Below are 12,739 nucleotides of genomic sequence, written 5' to 3'. Positions count from 1 at the left end.
TGGGGCTGGGCCTCACGCTCAGCTCGTTCTGCCTGGTCTCTCTCGCGCTCGGGGTGGGGTACTTATACATGGGCTCTGGCTTTGGGGGCTTTGCCGCCGCGTGCGTGGCGACCTTCCTCGGGGCTTGGGTAGCTGAGACGATCGTCGCATGGCGGTGGATCGCCCGGGGGCATCGTTAAAGGAGGGGACGTGCCAGAGTTTGATGCGCTTCCTGAGGAAGTGAACGAGCTCGTCGAGAGCTTCATCGCCACCCCGGTCGTGGGTGACACGAACTTCGGCATCACGCAGTACACGTTCTTCATGTTCATCGCCGTGGCGATCATGGCCGTCGTGCTGTTCGTCTTCAAGAAGAAGCAGGCCGCGAGCCTCGTGCCGCAGGGCCGCTTCGTCAACGGCGTCGAGTACGTCATCGAGTTCTGCCGCAAGGACCTCGTGGAGGACATGCTGCCCAAGACCTGGCGCCAGCACTTCCCGTTCATCGCCACGGTGTTCTTCTTCATCCTCATCAACAATCTCATGGGCGTGATCCCCGGCATGCACCCGGGCACCGGCACCATGGGCGTCACCGTCGCCCTCGCGCTGATCTCGTTCATCTACTTCATTTACGTGGGCGTGAAGAAGGAGGGCGGCTGGGGCTACATCAAGAGCCTTAAGCCCAAGGGGGTGCCGTTCCCCATCGACTGGGTCGTCTGGCTCATCGAGCTCTTCTCCACGTTCCTGCGCCTGGTCACGCTCTCCGTGCGTCTGTTCTGCAACATGTTCGCCGGGCACGTGGTCATGGGCACGTTCGCGATCCTCGCATCGCTCTTCATCTCGCGCTTCGCCCAGGGCGTCACGCTGGAGGCCTTCACGGGCGCCGGCATATCGCTGCTCTGGCTGCTCGTTCTGATTGCCATCTACGCGGTGGAGATGCTTGTGGCCGTGATTCAGGCCTACGTCTTCTCCCTGCTCTCGGCCGTCTATATCCAGCTGGCCGAGGAGGACGAGTAAGAAGCGGGTATACCCGCGTGCGGGACTAAGGGACACCGGGGCGCATCAGGCCCTTGTGCATAGCAGGATCCCATAAGCAAGCAAGCGGCCGAGCAAGGGAACGGCCGCGACGAAGGAGGAATCGTGGGAGTCATCGGTTACGGCATCGGCGTCATCGGCGCAGGTCTCGGCATTGGCATCGCGGCGTACGGCGCGACGACGTCCATGGCTCGTCAGCCGGAGGTCCAGGGTCGTCTGTTCACGGTCTTCATTCTGGCGTCCGCGTTCGTCGAGGCCCTGGCGCTCATCGGCTTCGTCGTCGCCCTGCTCGGCTAGGCACCATCGGCCGGAGCACGGCACCTAAGAGCTGGCACGTCCGTGGAGGCGTCGGTCGCCGGCTCACGTTCTATTCATCCGCACGTTGGAGGTTCGTGCCATGAACACACGCTCTCGGGGGCGCGCCGGCGCTCTCGCCTTGGTCGGAGCAGGGGCGTTCGCACTCGCGATGACCCCGGCCCCCGCCATGGCAGAGGTCTCGGCGTTCGATGTCTTGATCCCTAAGCCGGCGGAGTTCGTCCCGGCGCTCGTCGCGTTCATCGTGATCTGGGTCATCTTGGCCAAGTTCATCTGGCCGAGCGTGCTCAAGACCCTCGACACGCGCCAGAAGACGATCCAGGACAACATGGACGCGGCCGAGCAGGCCAAGGTGGACGCCGCCAAGGCCCTGAAGCGGGCCGAGGCCACCATCGACGACGCGCAGGCCCAGGCCGACGACATCATCGCCGACGCCAAGAAGCAGGCCGAGGCGTCGAAGGCCCAGATCATCGAGCAGGCCAACGGCGAGGCCAAGCGCATCGCGGCCAAGAACCGCGAGAACATCGCCGCCGAGAGCCACGCTGCGATGGCCGAGCTCACGGACCAGGCCGCGGACCTCGCCGTCGCCCTCGCCGGTAAGATCATCGGCGAGAACCTCGACGTGGAAACGCAAAGGCGCCTCATCGAGCGCGCGCTCGCCGAGGCCGGCAACGCCGGCGACCCCAAGGCGGGAGACGCCAATGGCAACCAATAGCCGCATCCAGGACCAGAAGGTCGAGACCTACGCCCGGACGCTGCTCGAGGCCGCAAAGGCCGAGGGCCGCGAGAAGAGCGACCTGCGCGCCCTGCAGGGCCTCGCCTTCGTGCTCGGCGAGGTCTCGGACACGCTCAAGGTGATGCTCGAGGAGGGCGACGAGAGCCTCCTGCCAGAGATCGCGGAACGCTACTCGGACCTCTTCCACGCGGAGACCGACGTGATCGCCGTGGACGTGACCACCGCGATCCCGCTGGACGACGAGCTGCGCGACGAGGTCACCGAGTTTCTGCAGCTCGAGTACGACAAGCCGGTGTACGTGGTGGAGCATGTGGACCCGTCCATCATCGGTGGGATCATCTTCAACGCGCGCGGCGAGCGCCGCGACGCGTCGGTACGCACCCAGCTCGAGAACGCTCGACGGGTGCTCAAGGAAAAGGGAGGCGAGTGAGCAGTGGCGAACTCTGCCATCAACGCCGACACCATTGCGAGTGTTCTGCGCGGCAAGCTTGACGCCATGCACACCGCCATCGACACCCAGGACGTTTCCCGGGTCATCGAGGTGGGCGACGGCGTGGCCCGCGTGAGCGGTCTCCGCAGCGCGATGGCCGGCGAGCTGCTCGACTTCACGAGCTCGCTGACGGGCGAGCACGTGTACGGCCTGGCTCAGAACCTGGAGCAGGACGAGGTGGGCGCGGTGCTCTTCGGCAACGTGGCCGCCATTCGCGAGGGCGACGAGTGCCGCACCACCGGCCGCGTCATGGACATCCCGGTGGGGCCGGGCATGCTCGGCCGCGTGGTGAACCCGCTGGGCGAGGCCATCGACGGCAAGGGCCCGATGGACACCGTCGCCCGGCGCCCGGTCGAGTTCAAGGCGCCCGGCATCATGGCCCGCACCCCGGTGTGCGAGCCGGTGCAGACCGGCCTCATGGCCATCGACGCGATGATTCCGGTCGGCCGCGGCCAGCGCGAGCTGATCATCGGCGACCGCAAGACGGGCAAGACCGCGATCGCCATCGACACGATCATCAACCAGGCCGACAGCGACATGATCTGCATCTACGTCGCCATCGGCCAGAAGGCCTCGACGGTCGCCACGATCCGCCAGACGCTCGAGAAGCACGGCGTGCTCGACAAGACCATCATCGTGGCCGCGACCGCGTCCGACTCCGCGCCGCTCCAGTACATCGCGCCCATGAGCGGCGCCGCCATCGGCGAGTACTTCATGTACAACGGCGCCGACGGCAAGCCCGCCAACGAGAACAACCCCGGCCGCGCCGTGCTCGTGGTCTACGACGACCTCTCCAAGCAGGCCGTGGCCTATCGCCAGATGTCGCTGACGCTGCACCGTCCGCCCGGACGCGAGGCCTACCCCGGCGACATCTTCTACCTGCACTCGCGGCTCCTGGAGCGCGCCTGCAAGCTGGACCCGGCCCATGGCTCGGGCTCCCTCACGGCGCTCCCGATCATCGAGACGCAGGAGGGCGACGTCTCCGCCTACATCCCCACGAACGTGATCTCGATCACCGACGGGCAGATCTACCTGCAGTCCAACCTGTTCTTCCAGGGCCAGCGCCCGGCCGTTGACGTGGGCATCTCGGTGTCCCGCGTGGGCGGCGACGCGCAGATCAAGGCCATGAAGCAGGTGGCCGGCAACCTGCGCCTGGACCTGGCGAGCTACGCCGAGCTGCAGAGCTTCGCGCAGTTCGGCTCGGACCTCGACAAGTCCACCCAGTACCAGCTCAACCGCGGCGCGCGCATGACCGAGATCCTCCGCCAGAAGCGCTTCTCGGCCCTGGACGTCGCGGACCAGGTGGCGGTCATCTTTGCCGGCAACAACGGGTACCTTGACGACCTGCCGGTGGACGCGGTCATCGCGTTCCGCGACGGCCTGGTGGACTACCTGCAGGCGAGCCGCGGCGCCCTGCGCGCGAAGCTGACCGAGGGTCGTATCTCCGACGAGACCGCCGAGGAGCTCAAGGGGGCCATTGGCGCCTTCAAGAAGCAGTTCGTGGCCAGCCTGAAGTCCGCGCGCAAGCATGCGGACAACGAGGAGCTGGCCGAGGACGCCATCGAGAGTGCCGCTGTGGAGGAGAGCGTCATCGACTCCGCCGGCACCCCCGGGGACGGGGTCGCGTAAGCCATGGCGAACCTGCGGGACATCAAGCGGCGCATCAAGTCCGTTTCGAGCACCAAGCAGATCACCCACACGATGGAGATGGTCTCGACCACCAAGATCATGCGGGCGCTGCAGCGTGCGGCGGACGGCGCTCCCTACAAGGAGGCCATGACGCGCATGCTCGCCAACGTGTCCTCCGCCGGCGGATCGGAGGACCAGCCGCTGCTCGCCAAGCACGACGGCGTCAAGCGGGCTCTGGTCATCGCCGTCGCGAGCGACCGCGGCCTGGCGGGCGGCTTCAACGTGCAGATCGAGCGCGGCGTCGAGCGGCGCCTGCGCGGCTACGAGGCTCGCGGCATCGAGTGCGAGATCATCACCTGCGGCAAGAAGCCCACGGAGTACTTCCGCACCCGCGGCCGCAAGCCGGTGCTCTCGTTCCAGGGCATCAGCGCCGACCCCACGCTCGTCGAGGCCAACCAGATCGCGTCCTACGTGATGGACGGCTTCGTGTCGGGGCGCCTCGATCACATCGAGATCTGGTACCAGCACGCCAAGAGCCGCGTCGAGCAGGTGCTGACCACCGAGGAGTTGCTCCCGGTCACGCGCGACACGCTCAACCTGCCCAACGACCCGCGCTCGGCACAGGCGCTGCGCCACGTCGAGGCGGCGGAGGGGACGGACTTCGAGTTCGACCCGGCTCCGGACCAGGTGCTCGGGTACCTGATCCCGGCCTACATCCGCACCGTTATCTATCACGCGCTCATCGACTCGGCCGCCGCCGAGCATGGAGCCCGTCGTCGCGCGATGCAAGCGGCCACCGAGAACGCGAGCGAGATCATCTCCACCTTGAGCCGCGAGTACAACCGCATCCGTCAGAGCTCGATCACCACGGAGATCAACGAGATCGTCGGCGGAGCTTCCGCATTGGAGGAGAAGAATGGCTGACAGCACGAAGCTGCCCAACGTGGACCTCTCGTCCATCGATTTGGACAAGGTCTTCCGCGAGGCCTCCATCACCAAGCAGCCGGACCTCGACGAGGGCGTGATCGTCCGCATCGTCGGCCCTGTGGTCGACGTCAAGTTCGAGGGTCACATGCCGGCCATCTACACGGCCCTGCACGTGGACGCCGACACGCCCATCGGCGAGCTGGAGAACGTGCTCGAGGTGGAGAGCCAGCTGCCCGGCGGCGTCGTCCGCACGGTGGCCATGAGCTCCACCGACGGCCTGCAGCGCGGCCTGCGCGTCGTGGACACCGGCAAGCCGATGCAGATGCCCGTGGGCATGGACACTCTCGGGCGCGTGTGGAACGTGCTCGGCCAGCCGGTGGACGGCAAGCCGATGCCCAAGGACGTCAAGTACTACCCGATCCACCACGCCGCGCCGCGCTTCGACGACCTGTCCACCTCTGTGGACATCTTCGAGACCGGCATCAAGGCCATCGACCTGCTCGAGCCCTACATCCGCGGCGGCAAGACCGGCCTCTTTGGCGGCGCCGGCGTCGGCAAGACGGTGCTGATCCAGGAGCTCATCAACAACCTCGCCCTGGAGCACGGCGGCACGTCCGTCTTCACCGGCGTGGGCGAGCGCACCCGCGAGGGCACCGACCTCTTCATCGAGATGACCGAGTCCGGCGTCATCGACCGCACCTGCCTGGTCTATGGCCAGATGAACGAGCCGCCCGGAGCGCGCCTCCGCGTCGCGCTCGCCGGCCTGACCGAGGCCGAGTACTTCCGCGACCAGGGTCAGGACGTGCTGCTCTTCATCGACAACATCTTCCGCTTCTCGCAGGCGGGCTCCGAGGTGTCGGCGCTGCTCGGCCGCATGCCGTCCGCCGTGGGCTACCAGCCCACCCTGGCCACCGAGATGGGCGACCTCCAGGAGCGCATCGCCTCCACCAAGGAGGGCTCCATCACCTCCGTGCAGGCGGTCTACGTGCCGGCCGACGACCTGACCGACCCGGCGCCGGCCACGACGTTCACGCACCTGGACTCCACGACCGTTCTGTCCCGTAGCATCTCGGACCTCGGCATCTACCCGGCCATCGACCCGCTCGCGTCCTCTTCGGACGCCCTCGACGCCACCGTGGTGGGCGAGGAGCACTACCGCGTGGCGATGGCCGTGCAGGAGGCGCTCCAGGCCTACAGCGACCTGCAGGACATCATCGCGATCCTCGGCATGGACGAGCTGTCCGACGACCAGCGCAAGACGGTCCAGCGCGCCCGCAAGATCCAGCAGTTCCTGTCCCAGTCGTTCCACGTGGCGGAGCAGTTCACCGGCAACCCGGGCGTCTACATCAAGGTCGAGGACACCGTGCGCTCGTTCGCGGCCATCGTCGACGGCGAGGTGGACGAGATCCCCGAGCAGTGCTTCCGCTTCGCCGGCGACATCGACGACGTCAAGAAGCGCTACGAGAAGCTCCAAAAAGAGGGCGGGGTGTAGGCCGCCGTGGCAGGGAAGATCAGCTACCAGATCGTGCGCCCGGATCGGCTGATGCACGAGGGCGAGGCCAACTCGCTCGTGCTGATCGCCCATTCCGGCGAGCTGGGCGTCCTGCCCGGGCATGCCCGGGAGGTGTGCGCGCTCGGTGACGGCGTGGTGCGCATCAACCATGACCCGGACGAGGAAGGTGCGACCCAGCAGCGCATCGTGGTCAGCGGCGGGTACGCCGAGATCACCGGGGACAACGTGATCGTGCTGGCCGACCACGCCCGCGACATCAACGACATCTACCCGGACGACGTGGAGCGCACGAAGGCGGAGGCCCAGGTGGAGCTCGATAAGCTGCCCAAGGGCGACTCGCGCCGTGCGTACTTCGACAGCAAGATCGCGTGGTGTGACCTCTTGCTGGCCGAGAACGACAAGTGGGGCAAGCAGTAACGCTGCCCAATCGACGGTGCGAGCAAGGCGCCCGGCGATTCCCGACCCGCAGAGAGCGCGGCCCCGGGGACGTCGGGCGCCTTGTCGTTGGCCATCGTGCCGGCATCCGAGCCGGGCGACCCGGTGGTGCCGTCCGCTCTGAGCCTCCGCCGAATTCAGCGTTGCCGTGGTTTTTCTCGGACGCGGGCGGGCGCGTTGCAGCCCGTGCTCGCTGGCCTAGAATCAGTGGCACCTGTGAATCAATCGCCCGTGTCGGGCTTTCTCCTGGAGCGTGCATTGGACGTCATCCGTATCGAAGGCGGCTATCCCATCACCGGCGAGGTGCGTGTGGAGGGCGCCAAGAACTCGGCCCTCAAACTCATGGCCGCGACCCTTATGGCCCCGGGTGTCACCCGTCTCACCAACGTGCCCAACATCTCCGACGTGCACACGATGGGCAAGGTCATCGAGAACCTCGGCGCCCGGGTCACGGTGCTCGGCACCCATGAGCTGGAGATCGACACCTCCGGCGTGGACTCCTGGGTCACCTCCTACGACCTGGTGGCGAAGATGCGCGCCTCGACCGCCGTCCTCGGGCCCCTGTTGGCGCGCTTCGGCAAGGCCGTCGTTGCCATGCCGGGCGGCTGCAACATCGGGGCCCGCAAGATCGACATGCACATCCTCGGCCTTGAGGCCCTCGGCGTGCATTTCGAGGTGGACCACGGCAACATCCACGCGAGCGTCCCGAACGGCCTCAAGGGCGCGACGGTCACGCTCGAGTTCCCGAGCGTCGGCGCCACGGAGAACCTGCTCATGGCCTCCGTCCACGCCGAGGGCACCACGGTCATCGACAATGCCGCGCGCGAGCCGGAAATCGTGGACCTCGCGAACATGCTCAACGAGATGGGCGCCTCGATCACGGGCGCCGGCACCCCGACCGTCGAGGTCACCGGCGTCGGCGAGCTGCACCCGGTGGAGCACAGGGTCGTGGGCGACCGCATCGAGGCGGGGACGTTCCTTGCGATGGGCGGCCTCGTGGGCGAGCCGGTCAAGGTGACAGGGTTCGACCCCAACCACCTTGGCATCGTGCTCAAGAAGTTCGAGACCATGGGCCTCGATGTGGAGCGCGGCGAGGACTGGGCCTGCGTCTCCCGCCCGGGCCGCATCAAGCCGGCGGACATCCAGACGCTGCCGTTCCCCGGTTTTCCGACGGACATGCAGGCGCAGACGATGACGCTACTCGCCAACGCGGCCGGCGACGCCATCATCACGGAGAACGTGTTCGAGAACCGCTTCATGCTGGCGGCGGAGCTCAACCGCATGGGCGCCGATATCGTCATCGAGGGACACCACGCCATCGTGCACGGCGTCGAGGGCTTCTCGGGCGCGCCGGTGATGAGCCCGGACCTGCGCGGCGGCGCGGCGCTCGTGATGGCCGGCCTTGTGGCCGACGGTGTCACCACAGTGTCCGGCATCCATCACATCGACCGGGGCTACGAGGGCTTCGTCGACAAGCTGTGCTCTCTCGGCGCGCGCGTGGAGCGCGTGTCCGTCGACGACGAGTAGCCGCACACACCCAAGGAGGCGCCTGTGGAAGCGACCGTTGGCACCCACACGCTGTCCATGGCCAACGAGGACTACCTCGAGGCCATTCACCGCATCATGCTCCAGCATCCCGAGCCCGGCTCCGTCCGCTCTGTGGACGTGGCCGAGCTGCTCGGTGTCTCCAAGGCCAGCGTCAACAAGGCGTTGACCACGCTCAAGGACCGCGGCCTGGTGGAGCAGAGCCGCTACGGCCGCGTCACGCTCACGCGCGAGGGCCAGGAGTACGCGCAGCTGCTGTGGGACTGCCACCGGATGCTCCGGCACTTTTTGATTGAGGATCTCGGTGTGGACCCAGAGACGGCGGACGACGAGGCCTGCCGCATGGAGCACGCGCTCTCACGCGACACCATGGCCCGGTGGCGCGACTACCTGGCCCACGAGCACGGAGAGCCCGATGCCCAGTGACCCCCTTTCTCCCGAGGAGAGCCTGGCTGCCCTGATAGAAGGGCTGGAACTTGATGGCGAGGACGCCGATTCCGATGCCGGCGTCCAGGCAACGGCGGAGCTCGTCGCGCGACTTCGCGGCAACGGGGCGCCCCTCACGCTCTCTGCAGGGCTCGAAGAACGTCTGGCCGGTCTTGCCGGCGATGCGCCGGCGGCCGTGTGGACGCTGTTCGAGCCGGACACGGTGGCCCAGTGCCATGCCCTCTCTGTGGCATCGGGCGCGGACGTGGTGGTGGCCAACACGCTCGAGCCGCTGGACGCCCTTGTCTCCGACGAGGGCGTGGACCCCGAGGGGCTTCTGGTCACGGGTGCTTTGCTGGCCGCCCACGCGGCCGCTCCTTTCTCGCTCGGTGCCGTGCGGCTTGGCACCGAGGACCCAGCCTGCCTCGGGCGGCTGAGCTCGGAGGCGGCATGCCTGGGCATCAACGGCGTGTTGCTCGCCGGGGTCGCGACCCCAAAGGACGCCGCCCGGGCAGTGGCGGCCCTGACTCCCGGCCTCCCGGTGGTGTTGCTGCCGGATACCGACGGCTGGGAGGCCGCCCCGGATCCCGGCGCTTGGCGGGTCTCGGGGGACGTGGTCGCGCTCGGCGTGGAGGCGCCCCTGAGCGAGGCCCTCGGCATCACGGAGCGCGACGCGCCGAGCGTGCGCGACGCCGGGCTCGGCTGGGTGGTTCGTGGGGACGTCGCCGCCGTCGCGCCCGAGCAGTGCGCCGTTGCGCTGCGGCGCCTGTACGACGCCGGCGCCACGGCCGCAGGGCTGTCCGGCCCGGTGACACCCGCTCACTCCCTCGCGCTGCGTGACGCCTGCGACGCGTCCTGATGGGCGGCTCGCCGGACCTTACAATCAGCTCATCTACAGCTGTCGTTTGAATGAAGCCCCTTTGGGCCTCTCGGCACCATCGCTAGCATCGAGGGAGAAACCGTTCGGCAACCGTCCTATGGTCGGCTGCCTGTTCCTGTCGCGTGTAAGGAGCCCGTCACCATGAAGGCAGTCATCCCCGCCGCCGGCCTCGGCACCCGCTTCCTCCCCGCCACCAAGTGCAGCCCCAAGGAGCTGCTGCCGGTGGTGGACAAGCCGGTGATCCAGTACGTGGTGGAGGAGGCCCTGGAGCCGGGTTGCGTGGACGGCGTGGTCATCGTGAACTCCCACGCGAAGCCCCAGATCGAGGAGTACTTCTCCCCGGACCCGTCCCTGGAGGCCCACCTGCTCACCACCGGCAAGGAGGCCAAGGCCGCCGAGGTGCGCGACGCCGCGGACCTGCCGGTCTCCTTCGCCTACCAGGACGAGGCGCTCGGCCTCGGCCACGCGGTGCTCTGCGCCGCCGACGCCGTGGGCGACGAGCCCTTCCTGGTGCTCCTGGGCGACTACTTCGTGCCCGACCGCCAGATGTGCGTCCGCATGGCCGAGGTCTCCCGCGCCCACGGCGGCTGCTCGGTGATCGCCGTGGCGCCCGTGCCCCACGAGGACGTCTCCCGCTACGGCATCGTGGCCGGCGACGTGGTGCCCTCCCCGGACGGCGCCGCCCGCGGCGAGGAGGAGCCCGGCGCGGTGCTCAGGCTCACCGGCCTCGTGGAGAAGCCGGACCCCGACGAGGCGCCCACCAACCTGTTCATCGTCGGCCGCTACCTGCTCACCCCGCGCGTGATGGGGCTGCTCCGCACCCAGCGCCCAGGCGCCGGCGGCGAGATCCAGCTCACCGACGCCCTCCAGCGCCTCCTGGCCGAGGAGCCCATGTACGCCCTCGTCGTCGACCCCCGCGAGGGCTGCGACACCGGCACGCCCGCCGCCTGGGCGGGCACCAACGCCCGCATGTGCCTGGCGGACCCGGAGCTGCGCGCCGGCTTCGAGGAGGCCCTGGGCGGCACCTGCACGGTTCAGTGACACGCTCAAGGAAGGACCAAGCCGCCCCGGTGTCCCCGTCCGTGCGCCCCTGCGAGCGGGCGCCGACGTGGCGTCACACCCTTGAGAGTTCCCTTCGGGAGAGTCCCGTGCGCTATATACGTTTCACCAATGACGGGTGGTACGCACGCTACGACGACGGCCTCAATGAGGCCAACGTGCTGAGAATCGCCGACGCCGTCGGGGCGATGTGGGCCGACGAGCGACCGGGCGGCCACGTGTACGTGGGCTACGACACCCGGCGCGACGGCGCGTCGCTCGCCGAGGCTGTGGGCTCCGTGCTTGGCGGGTGGGGTCTCCAGGCTCGCGTCTCGGACATTTACTGCCCCATGCCGGCCCTCAACTTGGCGACGCGCCGCGACGACAAGGCGGTGGGCGCCCTCATGCTCACCGGCGACCATAGGAGCGCGGACTATCTGGGCGTGCGGGTGCGCAACGCCGACTCCTCCGCCATCACTCCGGAAGTCGCCGAGAGGATCGAGGACCTCGTCCCTCACGAGGCGACCAAGCCTTCCGCGCCCTTCACGCGCCAGGACTTCATCACCCCGTTCATGCATGCCGCCGCCGACGCCGTGGACCGAGAGCTCATCGGCGGCGCCGGGCTGCGCTGTGTCGTCGACCCGATGCACGGTACGGCGCGCGGGTACGCCGCGCAGTTGCTCCGCGTGATGGGCGTGGACGCGATCGAGATTCACGGAGAGGCTCGGGAGGACTTCGGCGGGCTGCACCCGGAGGTGACGGAGCCCTGGGTGGACGACTGCGAGATGGCCGTCGCCAAGACGCACGTGGACCTCGGCGTCTGCATCGACGGCCCGTCCAACCGTGCGGTGGCGGTGGACGAGCGGGGGGTGCTCGTGCCCACTCCGAAGCTGCATGCGCTGCTTATCTACCACCTCGCTGCGAACCGTGGGCTCACGGGCCGCATCGTGGTCCCCCGCTCGACCTCGACGTTGATCCGCCGTCAGGCGGAGCGCCTCGGCCTTCCCCTGACCGTGGTGGCCAACGGGCCCACCTGGGCGTTCGAGGAGTCGCGCCAGGGGGACGTCCTCACCTCCGGGGACGGATTGGGCGGCCTCTGCATTCCCGCCATCGACCCCGAGCGCAACGCCTTCGTGACCGTGCTCTTGCTCCTGGAACTCATGGCCATGGAGGGAAAGTCGCTGTCGCAGCTCGTCGCGTGCCTCGACGAGAAGCTCGGCGTCATGGAGTACGGTCAGCGAAACGTGCGCATGGATCCGGGCAGCTTTCAGGTGTTGCGCAACCTGTTGCCGGGGATCAACGCCGAGGGGCTCTTTCCCGAGGATCCCGTGGCCGTGAGCCACGCCGACGGCATCCGCGCGCAGTTCGCCGACGACTCGTGGGTGCTCGTGCGCCCGAGCGAGACGCAGCCACTCGTGCGCATCTACGCCGAGGGCCCCACGAAGGACAAGCGGGACGCGCTCTTGGCGGGGGCATCTGAGCTCTTGAAGTCCGTGTTGGTCGATCTCTAGGCAAGAGACAGCACTACCGAGCTGGAAAAGGCCGGTCGCATCGAGAGCGACCGGCCTTTTGCCTTCCTCTCCACAGACTTGTGGGCTGAATATTGCCTGTCAGTGAACAGTCGAGACGGCACCTGACCTGCGGATATAGTGTTTAAGAGACCTTCTCATAGATTGCCCGCCCCTGCCGATTTGTGAACAGAATGTGAACGCGGCCTTTCCCGGCCGCGGGCCCGGCGGGCCCGGCTATAGTTCTTTCTCGCGCCGCGCACCCGGCGCCCCGGGGAACCGGGGACGA

General features: G+C 68.0%; 13 protein-coding genes. All 13 read left to right on the top strand.

Going from position 1 to position 12,739, the window contains the following annotated elements; all coding sequences use genetic code 11:
* Positions 1-189 precede the first annotated feature (189 nt).
* Positions 190-990 carry a F0F1 ATP synthase subunit A gene (gene atpB, locus QJ043_RS03040; protein ID WP_283713795.1) on the top strand — a complete coding sequence of 267 codons (801 nt, stop codon included), beginning with the start codon at positions 190-192 and terminating at the stop codon, positions 988-990.
* 123 nt (positions 991-1,113) lie between these two features.
* A complete protein-coding gene (gene atpE, locus QJ043_RS03035) occupies positions 1,114-1,305 on the top strand; it encodes an ATP synthase F0 subunit C (RefSeq protein WP_283713794.1) in 192 nt (63 codons plus the stop codon).
* 187 nt (positions 1,306-1,492) lie between these two features.
* Positions 1,493-2,038: a F0F1 ATP synthase subunit B gene (gene atpF, locus QJ043_RS03030; RefSeq protein ID WP_283722727.1), complete on the top strand. Its 546-nt coding sequence runs from the start codon at positions 1,493-1,495 to the stop codon at positions 2,036-2,038.
* The gene (locus QJ043_RS03025) at positions 2,025-2,489 is read left to right on the top strand and encodes a F0F1 ATP synthase subunit delta (RefSeq protein ID WP_283713792.1); all 465 of its coding nucleotides are present in this window, start codon (positions 2,025-2,027) and stop codon (positions 2,487-2,489) included. The genes atpF and QJ043_RS03025 overlap by 14 nt, the downstream gene beginning before the upstream one ends.
* Before the next feature lie 66 nt (positions 2,490-2,555).
* Positions 2,556-4,178 (top strand): F0F1 ATP synthase subunit alpha, encoded by a 1,623-nt coding sequence (atpA, locus tag QJ043_RS03020; RefSeq protein WP_430538508.1) that lies wholly within the window; start codon positions 2,556-2,558, stop codon positions 4,176-4,178.
* 3 nt (positions 4,179-4,181) lie between these two features.
* The gene (gene atpG, locus QJ043_RS03015) at positions 4,182-5,102 is read left to right on the top strand and encodes an ATP synthase F1 subunit gamma (protein ID WP_283713790.1); all 921 of its coding nucleotides are present in this window, start codon (positions 4,182-4,184) and stop codon (positions 5,100-5,102) included.
* Entirely contained in the window at positions 5,095-6,597 is a 1,503-nt protein-coding gene (atpD, locus tag QJ043_RS03010) for a F0F1 ATP synthase subunit beta (RefSeq protein ID WP_283713789.1), read from the top strand. Before atpG ends, atpD begins: the two co-directional genes overlap by 8 nt.
* A 6-nt stretch (positions 6,598-6,603) precedes the next feature.
* Entirely contained in the window at positions 6,604-7,035 is a 432-nt protein-coding gene (gene atpC, locus QJ043_RS03005) for an ATP synthase F1 subunit epsilon (protein ID WP_283713788.1), read from the top strand.
* A 276-nt stretch (positions 7,036-7,311) separates the two neighbouring features.
* A complete protein-coding gene (gene murA / locus QJ043_RS03000) occupies positions 7,312-8,580 on the top strand; it encodes a UDP-N-acetylglucosamine 1-carboxyvinyltransferase (RefSeq protein WP_283713787.1) in 1,269 nt (422 codons plus the stop codon).
* A gap of 57 nt (positions 8,581-8,637) precedes the next feature.
* On the top strand, positions 8,638-9,024 hold the full coding sequence (locus QJ043_RS02995) for a metal-dependent transcriptional regulator (protein ID WP_283713901.1): 387 nt from the start codon (positions 8,638-8,640) through the stop codon (positions 9,022-9,024).
* Complete coding sequence (locus QJ043_RS02990; protein ID WP_283713786.1) at positions 9,014-9,883, top strand: hypothetical protein; 870 nt, start codon at positions 9,014-9,016, stop codon at positions 9,881-9,883. The genes QJ043_RS02995 and QJ043_RS02990 overlap by 11 nt, the downstream gene beginning before the upstream one ends.
* A gap of 162 nt (positions 9,884-10,045) precedes the next feature.
* Positions 10,046-10,945: a UTP--glucose-1-phosphate uridylyltransferase gene (locus QJ043_RS02985; protein ID WP_283713785.1), complete on the top strand. Its 900-nt coding sequence runs from the start codon at positions 10,046-10,048 to the stop codon at positions 10,943-10,945.
* Positions 10,946-11,052: 107 nt separating this feature from the next.
* Positions 11,053-12,453 (top strand): phosphohexomutase domain-containing protein, encoded by a 1,401-nt coding sequence (locus QJ043_RS02980; RefSeq protein ID WP_283713784.1) that lies wholly within the window; start codon positions 11,053-11,055, stop codon positions 12,451-12,453.
* The last annotated feature ends 286 nt before the right edge of the window (positions 12,454-12,739 follow it).

This window comes from Kribbibacterium absianum (assembly GCF_030067705.1).
GTDB lineage: Bacteria > Actinomycetota > Coriobacteriia > Coriobacteriales > Atopobiaceae > Kribbibacterium > Kribbibacterium absianum.
The sequence above is the reverse complement of the archived record's forward strand: the minus strand, read 5'-3'. Positions and strand labels throughout refer to the sequence as shown.

Coding starts and splice junctions, on each gene's coding strand:
- QJ043_RS03025 (WP_283713792.1), top strand. CDS start 2,025: ATGGCAACCAATAGCCGCATCCAGGACCAGAAGGTCGAGACCTACGCC.
- QJ043_RS02995 (WP_283713901.1), top strand. CDS start 8,638: ATGGCCAACGAGGACTACCTCGAGGCCATTCACCGCATCATGCTCCAG.
- QJ043_RS02985 (WP_283713785.1), top strand. CDS start 10,046: ATGAAGGCAGTCATCCCCGCCGCCGGCCTCGGCACCCGCTTCCTCCCC.
- atpA (WP_430538508.1), top strand. CDS start 2,556: ATGCACACCGCCATCGACACCCAGGACGTTTCCCGGGTCATCGAGGTG.
- QJ043_RS02990 (WP_283713786.1), top strand. CDS start 9,014: ATGCCCAGTGACCCCCTTTCTCCCGAGGAGAGCCTGGCTGCCCTGATA.
- atpD (WP_283713789.1), top strand. CDS start 5,095: ATGGCTGACAGCACGAAGCTGCCCAACGTGGACCTCTCGTCCATCGAT.
- atpF (WP_283722727.1), top strand. CDS start 1,493: ATGGCAGAGGTCTCGGCGTTCGATGTCTTGATCCCTAAGCCGGCGGAG.
- atpG (WP_283713790.1), top strand. CDS start 4,182: ATGGCGAACCTGCGGGACATCAAGCGGCGCATCAAGTCCGTTTCGAGC.